Source organism: Paenibacillus litoralis (genome assembly GCF_046244365.1).
Taxonomy (GTDB): domain Bacteria; phylum Bacillota; class Bacilli; order Paenibacillales; family NBRC-103111; genus Paenibacillus_V.
Map to the genome: position 1 here is coordinate 4,317,646 of NZ_CP176395.1, position 16,658 is coordinate 4,334,303.

The 16,658-nt window shown below is 55.7% G+C and carries 11 protein-coding genes; 10 read left to right on the forward strand and 1 reads right to left on the reverse strand.

Annotated elements, in window-relative coordinates:
* The first annotated feature begins 169 nt into the window (after positions 1-169).
* Positions 170-2,137 (forward strand): hypothetical protein, encoded by a 1,968-nt coding sequence (locus tag ACKGJP_RS17965; RefSeq protein WP_409346989.1) that lies wholly within the window; start codon positions 170-172, stop codon positions 2,135-2,137.
* A gap of 36 nt (positions 2,138-2,173) precedes the next feature.
* Here ACKGJP_RS17965 and ACKGJP_RS17970 read toward each other — a convergent pair whose 3' ends face one another.
* Positions 2,174-3,433 (reverse strand): MFS transporter, encoded by a 1,260-nt coding sequence (locus ACKGJP_RS17970; RefSeq protein ID WP_409346990.1) that lies wholly within the window; start codon positions 3,431-3,433, stop codon positions 2,174-2,176.
* Between the two features lie 248 nt (positions 3,434-3,681).
* Between ACKGJP_RS17970 and ACKGJP_RS17975 the strand changes: the two genes are divergently transcribed.
* The 9 genes from ACKGJP_RS17975 (at position 3,682) to ACKGJP_RS18015 (ending at position 16,603) form a co-directional block, all read left to right on the forward strand.
* Complete coding sequence (locus ACKGJP_RS17975; RefSeq protein ID WP_409346991.1) at positions 3,682-4,320, forward strand: GDSL-type esterase/lipase family protein; 639 nt, start codon at positions 3,682-3,684, stop codon at positions 4,318-4,320.
* A 152-nt stretch (positions 4,321-4,472) separates the two neighbouring features.
* Entirely contained in the window at positions 4,473-5,255 is a 783-nt protein-coding gene (locus tag ACKGJP_RS17980; RefSeq protein ID WP_409346992.1) for an electron transfer flavoprotein subunit beta/FixA family protein, read from the forward strand.
* Between the two features lie 61 nt (positions 5,256-5,316).
* The gene (locus ACKGJP_RS17985; RefSeq protein ID WP_409346993.1) at positions 5,317-6,297 is read left to right on the forward strand and encodes an electron transfer flavoprotein subunit alpha/FixB family protein; all 981 of its coding nucleotides are present in this window, start codon (positions 5,317-5,319) and stop codon (positions 6,295-6,297) included.
* A gap of 46 nt (positions 6,298-6,343) precedes the next feature.
* The gene (locus ACKGJP_RS17990; protein ID WP_409346994.1) at positions 6,344-8,134 is read left to right on the forward strand and encodes an AMP-binding protein; all 1,791 of its coding nucleotides are present in this window, start codon (positions 6,344-6,346) and stop codon (positions 8,132-8,134) included.
* Positions 8,135-8,433: 299 nt separating this feature from the next.
* Positions 8,434-10,809: a 3-hydroxyacyl-CoA dehydrogenase/enoyl-CoA hydratase family protein gene (locus ACKGJP_RS17995; protein ID WP_409346995.1), complete on the forward strand. Its 2,376-nt coding sequence runs from the start codon at positions 8,434-8,436 to the stop codon at positions 10,807-10,809.
* 41 nt (positions 10,810-10,850) lie between these two features.
* On the forward strand, positions 10,851-12,029 hold the full coding sequence (locus ACKGJP_RS18000; protein WP_409346996.1) for an acetyl-CoA C-acyltransferase: 1,179 nt from the start codon (positions 10,851-10,853) through the stop codon (positions 12,027-12,029).
* Positions 12,030-12,107: 78 nt separating this feature from the next.
* Positions 12,108-13,886 carry an acyl-CoA dehydrogenase family protein gene (locus ACKGJP_RS18005; RefSeq protein ID WP_409346997.1) on the forward strand — a complete coding sequence of 593 codons (1,779 nt, stop codon included), beginning with the start codon at positions 12,108-12,110 and terminating at the stop codon, positions 13,884-13,886.
* A gap of 67 nt (positions 13,887-13,953) precedes the next feature.
* On the forward strand, positions 13,954-14,352 hold the full coding sequence (locus ACKGJP_RS18010) for a PaaI family thioesterase (protein ID WP_409346998.1): 399 nt from the start codon (positions 13,954-13,956) through the stop codon (positions 14,350-14,352).
* A 79-nt stretch (positions 14,353-14,431) separates the two neighbouring features.
* On the forward strand, positions 14,432-16,603 hold the full coding sequence (locus tag ACKGJP_RS18015) for a (Fe-S)-binding protein (RefSeq protein WP_409346999.1): 2,172 nt from the start codon (positions 14,432-14,434) through the stop codon (positions 16,601-16,603).
* The last annotated feature ends 55 nt before the right edge of the window (positions 16,604-16,658 follow it).

Below are 16,658 nucleotides of genomic sequence, written 5' to 3' on the forward strand. Positions count from 1 at the left end.
AATGAACACCTAATGTTGATTAGGGGTTCGTCTTTTGTTAACGAAAGGACAAGCCTAACAAAAAAAGTAAACGCCGACAGAAACTTTTCATGCGAATGGCGAGTCTAACAGTTGGAGTGAAAAGCAGTCAGAGAAAGAAGTGGCACGCCACTAGACGGGAGAGATCGAAATGGGTTGGAAAAAGAAGCTGATCGGCTCGGTGCTGGGGCTTCAGGCTTTGTGGGCAATATCGGTAACGGCGCATGCGAACGAGATGTTTCCTTCCGAAACTCCGGATACGGGCCGCGTGCCGGCGGTTATTACGCTGTTAAAGAACACGCCGTTCTATGACAGCTATACCGAGTCGTCCGGGGAGCCGAAAGGCGTACTCGCACCGCAGGACGTCAGCATCGTCAAAGCAAGCATGCCATGGTACGGCTCGAACAACTGGTGGAAAGTCGAAACGTGGCTCGGAGAAAAATGGATTCTTGTCCAATCGTCTGATATGGAAGCGGCGCCTCCCCGAACGATAACGCTTATGGATGAAACGCCGATGTATGCCAAGCCCGATGAGAAGCTTACCCCGACCGGCGCATTATCCCCGCAGGACGTCACGGTAGCCGGGGCGCAGAAGCAATGGTTCGTGGAGAGCGACTATGGCGCGAACGATTGGAAATGGTTCAAAATTCAAACGACGTGGCTGGGCGAGCAGTGGATTCGTCTCCCCCTAAGCCGGATCGGGATGATTCGCGAGCTGGACCAGCAAGCGTATTACTTGAATGACATGTCTTACCATGCACCTTACATCCACCCTGCCGATCAAACGAATTACACCTCGGAAAACGTGATCGACAAGACGGTGCACATAACCGCCGAATTCATTCCGATGTCCGGAGGGTCCTGGTACAGAATAGAGACCGTGAACGGTCCGAAATGGATGGCAAATCCAGGTATGCCGGTCAAGAATGCGAAGGAAACGGTCGACGTCGCAACGCGGACAACGTTGTTCAAACAGCCTTATCCTTACGGGGAGGAAATCGCGCAGCTCGACCCTCAGAAGGTAGAGGCATTCCAGATCATGGATCAGAATCCGTATACGTATAACCCGGACAACCAGTTTCCGTGGTATCATGTACGCACGTCGAAAGGGGAAGGCTGGATCAATCGTTTGTTTGCGGATCCGGTTGGCGCCCAATCGTCCGACGTCGAGATTCAACTGGATTACAAGACGGAGCTCATGAGTTATCCGACATCGAATATTTGGTATAAATTCGCTTCGCTCTCGCCGCAAAAGGTAAAACCGACGGCCTTCTGGGACGATCCGAACGGAACGCGCTGGTACCAAATCGATTCTTATGTCGGCAAGGCGTGGTTTCAACTGTATCCGGGGCAAGGCAAACCGTTACTGCCGGATTTCGATAAGGCGGTTGAAGCGAAGTTTTTCACGCTTTACTTCTCCAGCGCTCAAACGGACGGCGACAAGCTAACCTCGGAGAATCGTCAAGTCGGCTACAAGAAGGGCGACGACTGGTTCGTTTCCATCCCTTTCGTTTCCGAAGGGTTTCGCTATACGGTAAGCGGTGCGGATAAAAGCAAAGAGGGTGTCACGTTCGAAAGCAAGACGGGATACGGGTTTCGCGTAGTTCCCGGCTCCGACGAGGCAACCGTCGTATGGCAAGGCGTCGACAGCCGTAAAGTGAAGCTGACGAAACCGGCCGAACGCTCGAAGGATGGCGTGCTTTACTTGGCGGTACCGGATATTCGCATGCTATTCGGCGCTTCCTTTGCGGATAACGAGTCCTACGTTGCTTTCCTCCTGCACGCATACAATATCGAAAAGCCGGTGCCCAAACCGGTCATTGCCGGGGATAAGCTGGAACTGTCCGTTTATTTAACGGACAATTTGCAGCAGTCGAACAGCGAAAAGCGGGATCGGCCTGTACTTGTCCTCTACGATCGCTCGAAGGAGGGCGATGCCGGCGTACAGGCGAAGGAGACGGTAGCGGTTCCGTTCATCAGGGATTTCAAAATGTTCGAGCTGAAAGGGGCTCTTACCCTAAAGCCGGGTAAAAATGAGCTTCGAGCCGTGCTCAAGATCGGCGAACGCATCCTTTGGCAGTATGATTTCACTGCGGAGGCCGAGTCGGCCGGAAAATAAACCGAACTACAAACAACCCGCTGCACCGTTACGGTGTCAGCGGGTTGTTTCCGTTTGCTTTGCATGCGCTTGAAAAAGCGGCCTCACCCAAACTAAAAAATATAGGTATCCGGCGGCGATGACGATGGCGGTCAGCAGAAAAGGCGTCGTATAATTTTTGGCCGCCAGTATAACGCCGGCCGAGTAGGAAGCGACGGAGGTGCCGACGCTGCGGCAAACGGTGCGCATGCCGGCAAAGATGTTACGTTCGCGTTCGTCGATGCAGGACATGGCCTGGCTTTCCGTCATGTTGGTCAGCAGAGTAAAGCCGCCTCCTCTGACGAGCAGTACGAAGCAAAAAATATACACGGGAAATACCATGCAAAGCAACAGCGTCAGAACGATGTTGGCCGCATAGGCGAGTGCAAAAGCTTTGCTCACCCCGGCCCTTTCCAATAGCGCCGGCATGATGAGCGAGCCCGCAAACGTAAAAAATCCAGCCGCCATCAAAAGCAAAGACACGGTCGTATCCTGCCAATCGAGACGAAATTTCACGATTACGTTCAAATACGGTCCGGTGAAGCCGAACGCCATGCCGGTCAGTAAAGTGAAAACGGAGAGCACCCAGACGGAGCGGCTCGGCAGTTTGCTTTTTCTCGCGCGAACGGCGGTGTCGGCTGCCGTACCGATTGCCGCAGCCGCTTGCGGTGCAGTTTCCGGCTTCGGTTCGGAGGGCAGCAGCAGACCGCGGGATAGTGCGCCAAGCACATGCATGATCGCTGCGACGAACAAGGTCCACTGATAGACGGTCGTACTTCCGCCGAGCCATTTGGGCAAGTAGCCCCCGAGCAGGGTGCCTACTCCGACAAATAGCGTGAATACGGCAAACAGCATGCTGAACGCGCGCGTTTCTTCCCTTTGCGACCGGCTGTACTGATAGAGCAATTGAATTTCCGAGGTTACGAGCAACGTGAGTCCGAGCGTTAGAACAAGCTGGGATGCATAGAAGAACGGGATCGTCTCCCCGAGACCGAAGCCGGCATAGCCTACGCCCATCAGGAACATGCCGAGCACAAACATGTTTTTGCGCCCGGCCCAACCCGCCATCATGCCTGCCGGGATGGACAGGAGTCCCATCAGCAAAGCGCCGACCGACGTAATTTCTCCGATTTGTTTCTCGTCCAGCTTCATTTCAAGCAAATGCAGGTTCAGAACGAGCTGAAAGATGCCGACGCCGAGGCCGAGCAGCGCTTCTGTCGCAATAAACCGGCGAACGCCCGGAGAAAAATCAAGCATCGCCTTCGCGGTATTCCACATGGTAGGACGGCTCCTTCGATAGTTAAATAGCTATGTGCGGTTTCGACATCAAAAAATCATCATATAACGCGGCTTGCGGAAAAGCAATCATTAAATGACGGCATAGGAAGGGGAAGCGAACAGCCCTTGAGTAAGGAAACGGGAAAGGCATAAATTTTTCATTTTTCGAAAAAAAACGGTCTAGGCGAATACCCAATCGCCGTCCGCGTGAATACGATGAAGTAATTCGTGTGACGGGAGCTGATACGATGAAGAAAGCGCTGCATTATATCGCCATCGGAGACTCGCTGACGGTCGGATACGGCGCATCGGCCGGACAGGGCTTCGTTCCGCGCTTCGCTATGATGGCTGAGGAGCGGCTGGGGCGGAAGGTCGAGGTTATCAATGTAGGTGTGGTCGGGGCGAAGACGGACGAAATTATTCATACGGTCGAAACGGACCGCAGCGTACGCGAGTACATCGTCAAGGCTCACTTGATCACGGTAACGGCAGGCGGCAACGATCTGCTGAGCGCGGCGAAAACGTTCTTCTACGAGGGGCGTTCCGACGAGCTGAAATCGGCTTTAAGGCATTATGCCTCGGAGTATAAGCGTCTGGTCGCCGAATTGAAGCAGCTGAAGCGTTCGGCCAAAGCGCCGTATATGATCAGGCTGGTCAATCTTTACAACCCGATACCGATGGTGCCGGTTGCAGCTTTTTGGGTACAGCAATTCAACAGGCAGTTGATGAGATATGAAGACCGAAATATACGCGTCGTCTCGGTGTTCGAAGCGTTCGAAGGACGCGAGGAGGAACTGCTGTATGTCGATCACATACATCCGAATGCAAACGGCTATGCGGTTATCGCCGAGCAAGTCAGGTTAGCCGGCTTTTCTCCGCTCGTCTAAACCGCTGAACCGCTGATCCTATGAGATCGGCGGTTTTTTTTTGAACGTAAAAGACGAATGTTGGACAACCTGCGGCCCATACAATGAAATAACCGTTAATCAACCCCTGTTCAAGGACGGGTTGTCGCTGAGCGGTAGGGGAGGGGCGAACCATGAATATCGTCGTATGCCTCAAACAAACGTTGGATACGGAGGAACGCGTCGTCAGTCGAGCCGGAACCGTCGAGCCGGAAGACGGCAAGCGCGTCGTCAACCCTTATGACGATTTTGCGCTGGAAGAGGCGATTCGGTTGAAGGAAAAGATAGGCGGAACGGTTACCGTTATTACCGTCGGTCCGCAGCGCGCGGAGGCGGCGATTCGCTCGGCGTTCGCGGTAGGCGCCGACGAAGCGCTGCTCATTCATGACGAACGATTGTTTGGCGATGAGTATGCGATAGCGGAAACGTTGGCTGCGGCCATACGCACTCGCGCAGATGCCGGCAAACCGTTCGATCTGGTGCTCGCCGGGCACATGTCGGTGGACAACGGAGCATCGCAAGGAGGTCCCCGAATTGCGGAGCTTCTCGGCATTCCGCATATCGCCGCGGTAACGGAGCTTGTCGTCTCAGGTTCCGAGGTGAAGGCTCGCCGTGATGTGGAAGGGGACGAGGAGACGGTTACGGTCAAGCTGCCGCTCCTTGCTACGGCGCAGCAAGGCTTGAACGAGCCGCGCTACCCGACGCTGCCCGGAATCATGAAAGCCAAGAAGAAGCCGATCGAGACGGCGACGGCCGAGCAAATCGGACTCGATTCCGCGCGGTTTATGCCGAAAACGATTACGGTCGAGCGCTTCTTGCCGCCGCCGAAGCAGCCGGGCCGCCTTATGACAGGGGAGTTACATGAACAAGCGGCCGAACTCGTTCGATTGCTGCATGAGGAGGCGAAGATGCTATAAAGGGGGCAACGTTACACGCTAACGAACCGGTTCACGGGCCAAACACCTGGGAGGTGAAGCTGTGGGAAGAAACGTACTCGTTTGGGCGGAAACGAAGGACGGTGCGGTCCGGCGCGTTTCGCTCGAGGCGCTGCATGCAGCCAGAACGATAGCGGGCTCGGACGGGAGCGTCGGTGCCGCGCTGATCGGACCGTTTCCGGATGGAGCCGCCGATTTGCTCGCCGCCTATGGCGCGGACCGCGTATATGAAGCGGTGGATGCGCAGCTAGCCGCATTCACGCCGGAAGGCTATACGCAAACGCTGCTGCAATTAATAGCCGCCTTATCGCCGGACGCGGTGCTGGCGCCCCATTCCGCGCGAGGCAAGGACGTGCTGCCGCGGGCAGCTGCGAGACTGGGCTGCGGCATGATCAGCGATTGCATAGCGGTATCGGATACGGATGGAGCGGCCGTCTTTACGAGACCGATCTATGCGGGCAAAGCCTTCGAACGCAGAACGTTCGAAAGCGGGATCATGTTCGCGACGATTCGGCCGAACAATATCGCCGCTCTGGAGCCGGATTACTCCCGAACAGCCGTTTGCGAGCGGATTCCGGTCAAGCTGGCCGATTTGCGTACGATCGTTACCGGTTTCGTGCATAAATCTTCAGGCGGAGTGGATTTAAGCGAAGCAAGGGTGATCGTATCCGGTGGACGCGGCGTCCGGAGCGAGAACGGATTTGCGCCGCTGCGCGAGTTAGCCGATGTGCTTGGCGGTGCGGTCGGAGCCTCCCGCGGAGCGTGTGACGCCGGGTACTGCGACTATGCGCTGCAAATCGGCCAAACCGGCAAAGTCGTAACGCCGGATCTGTATATCGCTTGCGGCATTTCCGGGGCCATTCAGCATTTGGCGGGCATGTCGGGCTCGAAAATCATCGTGGCGATCAACAAGGACCCGGAAGCGCCTATCTTCCAAGCGGCGGATTACGGCATTGTCGGCGATTTGTTCGAGGTCGTGCCTCTGCTGACGCGGCAGATCAAAGGTTTGCAGGCAGGAGGCTAACGAAGCGAAGCGTGGGAAGGAAGCCAGCCAGGAGGTGGATCGTTTCATGCGTAACGAACCGTGGTATTCGTTCTACGAACATGAAGTCCAGCCGCAGCTTGATTACCCGACCAAACCGCTAACCGCGCTTTTGAACGAAGCGGCCGAAAAATACCCCTCCCATGTTGCGATCTATTTTATCGGCAAAAAGATGACGTACCGGAAGCTTCGCGAGGATGCGTATCGATTCGCTAATGCGCTTCGCTCGCTTGGAGTCGGCAAGGGCGACCGGGTGGCGCTTATGCTGCCGAACTGCCCGCAATACGTGATCGGCTATTATGGGGCGCTGTACGTCGGTGCGGTGATCGTGCAAACCAATCCGCTCTATGTCGAAAGCGAGCTCGAAAGGCATTTGAACGATTCCGGCGCCAAAGCGATCGTATGTCTGGATCTCGTTTATCCGAGGCTGCGAGCGGTCCGAGACAAGGTGACTACGCTCCAGCATGTCGTCGTTACCAGTATTAAAGACTTTTTGCCGTTTCCGAAAAGTATGCTGTATCCGCTTGTGCAGAAACGGAAGGGCGTTCCTTTGCCCAAATTGGACCCGGCCCGCGATCGCGTGCAGCTTTTTGCCGGGTTGCTGTCGGCCTCACCGAGCACGCCGGTCGAAACGGCGGTCGATCCCGTACGCGACGTTGCGGTCCTGCAGTATACCGGAGGGACGACGGGGACGTCCAAGGGTGCGATGCTGACCCATTTCAATCTGATCGCGAACGCCCTGCAATGCCGTGCCTGGATGCACAGAATGAAGGAAGGGAAGGAAAGTCTTTTGGCTGCGGTACCGCTCTTTCATGTGTACGGAATGACGGTATGCATGAATCTGGGGGTGCTTGCAGGCGCGAGGCTTGTGCTGCTTCCGCGGTTTGAGATCGATCCGCTGCTCGATCTGATTCATACGCAAGAACCGACGCTTTTCCCGGGTGCGCCTACGATGTACATCGCCATCATCAATCATCCGAACATCGGGCGTTATAAGTTGTCATCCATACAATGCTGCATTAGCGGGTCGGCTCCGCTCCCTCAATCGGTTCAAACGAAATTCGAGGAGTTGTCCGGCGGCCGACTTGTGGAGGGCTTCGGACTGACGGAGGCATCGCCCGTTACGCATGCCAACCCGATATGGGGGAACCGCAAAACCGGCAGCATCGGACTTCCTTGGCCGGATACGATGTGCAAGATCGTCGAAACGGCGACCGGCAAGGAGCTTCCGCCCGGCGAGGTGGGGGAGTTGATCGTCAAAGGACCGCAGGTGATGCAGGGGTATTGGAACAATCCGGAGGAAACCGCCGCCGTCTTGAAGGATGGCTGGCTGTATACCAGCGATCTCGGTTACATGGATGAGGAAGGATACTTCTATATCGTCGACCGCAAGAAAGACATGATTAATGCCGGCGGCCTCAAGGTGTACCCGCGCGAGGTCGAGGAGGTGCTGTTCGGCCATCCTGGCGTTCAGGAAGCTGCCGTAATCGGCGTTCCCGATCCGTATCGGGGCGAAACGGTAAAAGCGTTTATCGTTAGCAAGAAAGGGGCCGAACTCAGCGAATCGGAGCTGGATGCGTTTTGCCGAAGCCGGCTGGCAGCCTACAAAATCCCGCGCGTGTACGAATTCCGGCAAGAGCTGCCGAAGACGTTCGTCGGCAAGGTACTGCGGCGTCTGCTCGTCGATGAAGAGAGAAAGCGGTCCTCTTCCGATGATTCGGACGGCGGAGAGCGGAGAGAAGCGGAATTAGCAGCGAATCGCGATAGCCAAGAGGCCGAAAGGACCGGCATGAAGGGCGAAGGAGAAGAGCAAGAGTAAGGCCAAGGGCGAGTGTGATGTGATTGTTTGATGACAAACCTCTGCATTAAGGGTCTTTACCGTCTTCTAATTCTCGCCTTTTCGGGAATATCGGAAAAATTGGAGTCTTTTGCGTCGTCTAAAACAACTCACTTCACAATCACACACTCGCCTAATCACTCGCTTACTCGGAACTTACAAACGATTCTGTAAATCTGCTTTATCAAAATGTTATTCTACCAGGACTTATCAGCCTTGTTGCCGACATGAAACCTGCGTTATTCGCAGCAAGCCTATTCCAAAGGAAGGAGTGTGATGGCATGAGGCCGACGATACGCAGAGCTGTCGTCCTTGGAGCGGGTGTCATGGGTGCGGCAATTGCCGCAAATCTAGCGGGAGCGGGTGTAGATGTCGTACTGTTGGACCGTCCTACGGACGATTCTTCGGAAAGGCCGGCAGCATCCGTCGATCGCAGCAGACTGGCGAACGCGGGCAAGCAAAATCTGTTAAAGCAGAAACCGTCTCCTCTCTTTGACCACTCGGATTTGGATCGTATCGACACCGGTAATTTCGAGGAACATCTGCATGCGGCGGCTGATGCGGATTGGGTGATCGAGGCGGTGAGCGAACGTCTCGACATCAAGCTGGAGCTGCTTGCGAAGCTTGCCCCGCATCTCCAAGCTGGCACCATCGTGAGCAGCAATACGTCCGGCTTGTCGATCAACCGGCTGGCGGTGGCGATGCCGGAGAAGGTTCAGCCTTTTTTTCTCGGTGCGCATTTCTTTAATCCGCCCAGGTACATGAAGCTGCTGGAGCTGATCCCCTCGGCACACACTTCTAAGGAGACGATCGAACGGCTGGCCTCATTCGCGGAGCGGCGTCTCGGCAAGGGGATCGTGACCGCGAAGGATAGCCCGAATTTTATCGCCAATCGCATCGGAACTTACGGGATCATGGTTACTTTGGAAGAAATGTCGGCACACGGATTATCCTTGTCCGCAGTCGATGCTTTAACCGGCACGGCGCTCGGAAGACCAAAAAGCGCGACCTTCCGCACGCTTGACATTGTCGGGCTTGATACGTTCGCTCATGTGGCGAACAATATGCGCGAACACGCAGACGATGAAGAGGAACGGCAAATATTTGCCCTGCCGGAATGGTTTCGTGAAATGGTCGGACTCGGCCGGTTGGGGGAGAAGACGGGGCAGGGCTTTTATAAGGCGGTTCCGGGTGAGGACGGCAGCAAAACCATTTTGCAGCTGGATCTTCTTACAATGAATTATACGCCAAAAGACAAAACCCGCTTCGCTTGTCTTGATGCAGCCAAAAACGGGAAGACAGCGGCCGAAAAGCTTACGGCTATGACTAGCGGACTCGATCCGGGATCGGCTTTCGTATGGGACGTTCTTAAGCGCACCCTCTTGTATGCCGCAGCCGTCATGCCGGTTATAGCCGACGATCTGGCAAGCGTTGACGACGCGCTTCGCTGGGGCTTTAACTGGGAATGGGGGCCGTTTGAACTCTGGGATAAACTTGGGTTCGTGAAGACGGCACTGCGTATGAAAGCGGAAGGCGAGGTTCTGCCGCTATGGATTGAACGCCGACTGGCCGACGGCATACCGAGCTTCTATGAAAAAGGTGAAGTTGTCGGCTCGGATGGCGAAAGATGCAGCCGCAAGGTGCCGCAAGAGCATATAAAGCTATCGGCGCTTAAAAAACAAGATAAGAAAATCATTCGTCAAAATTACGGCGCTACCCTCGTCGATATTGGGGACGATGTGGTCTGCTTGGAGCTCCATTCGCCGAATAATGCGGTAGGGCCGGATATTTTGCAGATGGTGACTTATTCCGTAGATGAGACCGAGCGCAATTACCGCGGACTTGTCATAGCAAGCGAAGGGAAGCATTTCTGCGTCGGAGCGAATTTGATGCTGCTGCTGATGGAGGCTCAGGACGACAATTGGACGGAAATCGATCGGATGATTGCAAGCTTTCAGCGTGCGGGAATGGCAATCAAATACAGTGCCCGCCCGGTTGTTTCGGCCCCCTACGGGATGACGCTCGGAGGAGGCGTCGAACTGTCGATTCCGGCTGCTCGCGTACAGGCATCAGCTGAAACGTACATGGGACTGGTAGAAGCGGGGGTCGGCTTGATACCAGCGGGAGGCGGAACGAAAGAAATGCTCGTGCGAGCGGCGGCGGCTGTTGATTTTGACGGCAAAGTCGATTTGCAGCCTTTCGTTAACCGCGTATTCGAAACAATCGGGATGGCAAAAGTGTCCACAAGCGCAGCCGACGCCAAGCGAATCGGCTATCTTCGGACGCACGACAATATTTCATTCAATCGCGAACGGCAGCTGTTCGACGCGAAACGGACGGTGCTTGCACTGGATGCGGAAGGCTATGTGCCGCCTGCTCCGCGGCAAACGCGAGTCGTGGGCGCACCGGGACTGGCGGCGCTTAATCTGGGCGTATACCAAATGCGCTGCGGCGGATTGATCAGCGAGCATGACGCCGTGATCGGCGGCAGACTGGCTCACATTTTGTGCGGCGGCGAGGTGCCTGCCGGGACGCTTGTGAGCGAAAATTATTTGCTGGAGCTTGAACGGGAGGCGTTCCTCAGCTTGTGCGGCGAACCGAAAAGCCAAGCACGTATGCAGCATATGCTGCTTAAAGGCAAGCCGCTGCGCAATTAGCAGGCGGCGCCAAGCGCCATCACGGGGAGGAGGAAACGTCGATGAAAGAAGCCGTAATCGTAACGGCGATTCGGACAGCGGTCGGCAGAGCGGGCAAAGGGATGCTTCGCTGCGTTCGTCCGGACGATCTTGGCGGGCATGTGGTGCGGGAAGCGATTGTTCGAACGCGCGGAGTGACTGACACCGATATCGACGACGTCATTATCGGCTGCGCCATGCCGGAAGGCGAGCAAGGACTGAATATAGGACGTATCGTGGCGCTGCGCGCAGGCTTGCCGGATAGCGTTCCCGGACTTACCGTTAACCGTTTCTGCGCTTCCGGTCTTCAGGCGATCGCCTATGCGGCGCAGCAAATTCAAAGCGGCGCAGCGGATACGATTGCGGCAGGCGGGGCGGAAAGCATGAGCATGATTCCGATGGCAGGCTCCCGGCCGCTGCCCAATCCGTACTTGGTCGAATACCGGCCCGAATTATACATGGCGATGGGCCATACTGCGGAAGAGGTCGCCAAACGATACAGCGTATCGAGAGCGGACCAGGACCGATTTGCCGAGAACAGCCACCGAAAAGCGGCGGCAGCCATCGCCTCCGGCAAATTCCGCGATGAAACGGTTCCGTATTCGGTTGAAGAAAGGTCGCTCGGTAATGACGGCAAGCTGCGCGTTCGCAGCGTGAAGTTCGATACCGATGAAGGGGTTCGCGCGGATACCAGTGTTGAGGTGCTGGCAAAGCTCAGGCCTTCCTTTCATCCGCAGGGCACCGTTACGGCAGGAAACGCATCGCAGATGAGCGACGGCGCCGCCGCCGCCATCGTGATGTCTCGGGAGAAAGCGAATGAGCTCGGTCTGAGGCCTCTTGCGATATTCCGGTCTTTTGCCGTCACCGGCGTGGCTCCCGACGTCATGGGCGTCGGTCCGCTTACGGCCATACCGAAAGCGTTGAAACAAGCGGGAATCGGGATTGCCGACGTCGATTTGTTCGAGATTAACGAGGCTTTCGCAGCGCAGTGCTTGCCGGTCATTCGGCAGCTCGGCATCGATGAAAGCTGCGTCAATGTAAACGGGGGAGCGATCGCCCTCGGACATCCTCTAGGATGTACCGGCGCCAAGCTGACGGCAACGCTGCTGCACGAGGGGCGCAGACGCAGCAGCCGTTATGGCGTCGTCAGCATGTGCATAGGCGGCGGGATGGGTGCCGCGGCGGTTTATGAATTTGCTTAGACCAGAGGTCAAGGCCAAAGCTTCCCTTCAAGGAAGCGATGAAGGTTGCGATTACTATTGGACGGAGGTGAAACGCCTATGGCTGTAAATCCGCTTATTCGCGGAGGAAGCTTCCTGCTTGGATCATCGGAAGCGGAGTCCGTGTTTACACCGGAGGATTTTACGGAGGAACAGCTTATGATCGCTGAACTGACGGAACAGTTCGTCGAGGGCGAGGTGCTGCCGCATGACGAGAAGCTGGAAAAGCAAGATTTCGAGCTGACGGTCAAGCTGCTCCGGCAAATGGGGACGCTCGGTTTGCTCGGTGCCGATATACCGGAAGTATACGGGGGAGCCGATCTTGATAAAATCAGTTCGACGCTTATTACCGAGAAGCTTGTGCGCGCAGGAGCGTTCGCATTAAGCTTCGGTGCTCATGTCGGCATCGGGAGCTTGCCGATCGCCCTGTTCGGCAATGAGCAGCAGAAGCAGCGCTACTTACCGAAACTCGTTTCGGGTGAAACGATTGCCGCCTACTGTTTGACCGAGCCGACCTCGGGTTCCGATTCGTTAAACGCACGGACGACCGCCAAGCTCAATCCGGAAGGGACGCACTATGTCTTGAACGGAGCCAAACAGTTCATTACGAACGCCGGATTTGCCGGATTGTTCATCGTATATGCAAAGGTTGCCGGCGAGAAATTCACCGCGTTTATCGTCGAACGCGAGTTCTCCGGCGTTTCTACCGGACCGGAGGAGAAGAAGATGGGAATCAAGGGGTCGTCTACACGGCCGCTGCTGCTCGACGAGGTGCCGGTTCCCGTTGAAAACGTGCTCGGCGAAATCGGCCGGGGGCACGTCATTGCTTTTAATATTTTGAACATCGGGCGGTTCAAGCTGGCTGCAGGCTGTGCGGGTTCAGCCAAATGGGCGCTCGAGCTCGCCATCCAGTACGGTAAGCAGCGCAATCAGTTCGGCAAGCCGCTCATCGCATTCCCGCTTATTCAGAAAAAGGTAGCCGATGTTGCCATCCGGACTTATGCGGCGGAAAGTATGGTCTATAGGACTTCGGGGCTGATTGAAGCGGCGATGAAGCCGCTTGATAAGGAAGCGCCGGATTACAGCCGGCTCGTGGCCAAAGCGGTAGAAGAATACGCGATGGAATGCTCGCTCAATAAGGTGTTCGCGACGGAATGCCTGGACTATGCCGCTGACGAGGGCGTACAGATTCATGGCGGCTACGGCTATATCCAGGAATATATGATCGAACGGATTTACCGCGACTCGCGCATCAATCGCATTTTCGAAGGGACGAACGAAATCAACCGTTTGCTGATTCCCGCCACGCTGCTGAGAAAGGCGATGAAGGGCGAGCTGCCGCTGTTCCAAGCGGCTGAACGGCTTCAGCAGGAACTGATTGCCTACGTCCCTGCCGTTTCGGAAGACGGGGCGCTGGCGCAGGAAACGGAAATGATCGGCGCAGCCAAAAAAATGTTTCTGATGGCGGGCGGTATGGCTGTCGCGAAATATGGGACTGAGCTGGATGCGGAGCAAGAAATTCTGGAGTCTCTCGCCAATATGATCATGGAGATTTATGCGGCGGAGTCCGCCCTGCTGCGTGCCGTTAAAATAAGCGAACGGGATGGAGCCGAAAAAGGCGGCTTGAAGTCCAAGATGGCGCAAGCGTTCGTACACGAATCGTTCGCGCGGATAGAGTCGGCTGCGCGAACCGCGCTGGCAGCTATGAGCGATGGAGATAAGCTGCAGACGGAGTTGTCTGTCCTCAAGAAATTGACCCGGTTCAAGCAAGTGAATCTCATCGCCTTGAAGCGAAGCATTGCCGCCGTCCATATTGCCGCCGGCAAATATGTGACGTGATCGTCCGCGCCGAGCTTCCGGATGACTGGCATGAAGGAGGTAATCCATCATAGATACCGGGAAGAAGATGTCGGATGAGGAGTGGGAGGCGCTTGAACGGGCCGCGCAAGGAACGTTTTGGACCTATCTCGGCTGCAAGCTGGACAAATGGGACGGCCGTCAGGTTGTCATTTCGCTTGACGTTCAGCCACACCATCTAAACTTGATCGGCATTTTGCACGGCGGCGTCCATGCGTCTCTGCTAGACAACGCGATGGGATTGGCGGCAATGGCTTCGCGTCCGAAGGAGAAGATCGTCACCGCCGTTATGAACGTGCATTTCGTATCCCCGATCCGCGCCGGACTTGCGACCGTCACGGCGGAAATCGTTCATTCCACCCGCAAGGGGATAACGGCCCAGGGACGAATCGTAGACGCCGACGGCCGCCTCGGATCAATCGGAACCGGTTCGTTTCGGGTAACGTAACGATTGGCGGAACATAACGGCATCCTAAACACGGTTCGCGTTTTGCCAAGCAAAACGACTTCGGAAAGGCGGTGCAACGATGAAGCTGTACTTTGTTTCCGCATTCGTTCATTCGTTCGCTGCTCTCTACACGCAAATAGCTCCTTCCGCGGTAAGCAGAGGAAGCGGAACGTTTCTGGCCATCCATTTGACGGCGGCTCTACTGGTGACTTGCTACGCAGTCTATTTGTTCGCGCATATCGTATACAGCCGCTATTTATTTATCCGGCTTGGGAGACCCGGTGAGGAGAACGTCAAGGCGGAATGGCGTGCCCGGCTGAAGCGAGCTGCGGCCCAAATGTTCGGTCATGGCACGCTGCTTCAGGATTGGCGAAGCGGGCTCATGCATCTCGTCATTTTTTACGGCTTCATCATGCTGCAGCTTGGCGCCTTAGATCTGATCCTGCAAGGTATCAATACGGAGTGGCATTTGCCGATCGGCGGCGTATACCCGTGGTTTGAGCTCAGTCAGGAAATCGTCGTTCTGCTCGTTATGGCGGCGGTTATGTATGCCGCCTACCGTCGATACGTCGAAAAGCTGTCTCGCTTGAAGAAGGGCTGGGGACCTGCAATCGTCCTTCTCTTCATAAGCGGACTTATGCTGAGCGTGGTGTTCACGCTCTCGGCCAAACGTGCATGGCTGGGCGAAACGGCATCCGGCTACCAGCCTCTAGCTTCGGCAGTTGCAACTTGGTTCGAACCGCTGGGCGAAGCGGCGAATGGCGTTATGTTTTATGCGGGCTGGTGGTCGCATTTGCTCATTTTGCTTGCCTTTCTCGTCTATGTGCCTCAATCGAAGCACGCTCATCTCTTATTTGCGCCGGTCAATTTGTTTTTGCGAAGCGGGAAGCCGGCGGGGAGGCTGGAACCGGTCGATTTGGAGGACGAGAATGCCGAATCGTTCGGCGCGGGGAAAGTCGAGCATTTTACGCGCAACCAGTTGACGGATTTATATGCATGCGTGGAATGCGGCCGCTGTACCTCTTCGTGCCCGGCTTCCGGAACGGGTAAAATGCTTTCGCCGATGCATCTGATCATTCATATGCGCAATCACCTGACGCATAAAGGCGCTGCGATTACGTCGCGCACGCCATGGATGCCCGCATTCGCTTTCTCAAGCACGGCGGAGAATCGGGCTGCCTCCGAAGGAAAGGGGCCGAACGTCGGAGGGACGGAACGCGCGGAATTTGCGGCGGAATTACTCGGCGATACGGTTACGGAGCAAGAGTTATGGGCTTGTACGACGTGCCGCAATTGCGAGGATCAATGTCCGGTTGCGAATGAACATGTTAGCTTTATCGTCGACATGCGACGATATTTGGTTCTGACGCAAGGCAGTTTGCCGGCGGAGGCAGGAAGAACGCTGACGAATATCGAACGGCAGGGCAATCCATGGGGGCTTAGCAGACAGGAACGCGCCCGATGGAAGGAAGGTTTGGATGCAGGAGAAGAGGCGCCGGCCATTCAGGAAGGAAAGCCCTTCGACTACTTGTTCTACATCGGCTCGATGGGCGCCTACGACAAGCGCTGCCAGAAAATAACCCGAGCGTTTATTAAAATCATGAACCGTGCCGGCATTTCGTTCGCCGTCCTCGGGAACGAAGAAACCAACTCGGGCGATACCGCAAGAAGGCTTGGCAACGAATTTCTTTTTCAGGAGCTTGCCCGCGCGAATATCGAATTGTTTGACAAGTACGGTGTCCGTAAAATCATCACGATCGATCCCCATGCCTACAATACGTTCAAGAACGAATACCCGGATTTCGGTCTCTCGCCGGATGTCGAGGTATACCATCACAGCGAATTGATTGCCAAATGGTTGAAGGAGGCTCGGATCGCCCCTGCAATGAAGCTTGCGGAAAGGGTCACGTATCATGATTCTTGTTACCTGGGGCGGTATAACGGCATTTATGGAGGGCCGCGCGAGATACTGGAGTCTGTTCCGGGATTAGAGGTGGCCGAAATGGAAAGGTCTGGACGCAATAGCATGTGCTGCGGTGCGGGCGGAGGCAGAATGTGGATGGAGGAGAACGAGGGGAAGCGGGTTAATGTCGCGAGAACGGAACAGGCGCTTGCGGTTAAGCCTACGATAATCGGAACGGCCTGCCCGTATTGCTTGACGATGATGAGCGACGGTACGAAGGCGCTTGAGGCCGACGACCGGGTAAGGACGATGGACGTTGCCGAGATCGTTGCCGCATCTCTTGAATAAAGCTTTGCATAACGCGCTCCGGGCTTCCGGGCGCGTTTGTTATGTCATTTTCCGA

Excerpts from the sequence above, each read along its gene's own strand:
- ACKGJP_RS17965 (WP_409346989.1), top strand. The coding sequence starts at position 170 with ATGGGTTGGAAAAAGAAGCTGATCGGCTCGGTGCTGGGGCTTCAGGCT.
- ACKGJP_RS17970 (WP_409346990.1), bottom strand. The coding sequence starts at position 3,433 with ATGTGGAATACCGCGAAGGCGATGCTTGATTTTTCTCCGGGCGTTCGC.
- ACKGJP_RS17975 (WP_409346991.1), top strand. The coding sequence starts at position 3,682 with ATGAAGAAAGCGCTGCATTATATCGCCATCGGAGACTCGCTGACGGTC.
- ACKGJP_RS18005 (WP_409346997.1), top strand. The coding sequence starts at position 12,108 with ATGGCTGTAAATCCGCTTATTCGCGGAGGAAGCTTCCTGCTTGGATCA.
- ACKGJP_RS17990 (WP_409346994.1), top strand. The coding sequence starts at position 6,344 with ATGCGTAACGAACCGTGGTATTCGTTCTACGAACATGAAGTCCAGCCG.
- ACKGJP_RS18000 (WP_409346996.1), top strand. The coding sequence starts at position 10,851 with ATGAAAGAAGCCGTAATCGTAACGGCGATTCGGACAGCGGTCGGCAGA.
- ACKGJP_RS18010 (WP_409346998.1), top strand. The coding sequence starts at position 13,954 with ATGTCGGATGAGGAGTGGGAGGCGCTTGAACGGGCCGCGCAAGGAACG.
- ACKGJP_RS17995 (WP_409346995.1), top strand. The coding sequence starts at position 8,434 with ATGAGGCCGACGATACGCAGAGCTGTCGTCCTTGGAGCGGGTGTCATG.
- ACKGJP_RS17980 (WP_409346992.1), top strand. The coding sequence starts at position 4,473 with ATGAATATCGTCGTATGCCTCAAACAAACGTTGGATACGGAGGAACGC.
- ACKGJP_RS18015 (WP_409346999.1), top strand. The coding sequence starts at position 14,432 with ATGAAGCTGTACTTTGTTTCCGCATTCGTTCATTCGTTCGCTGCTCTC.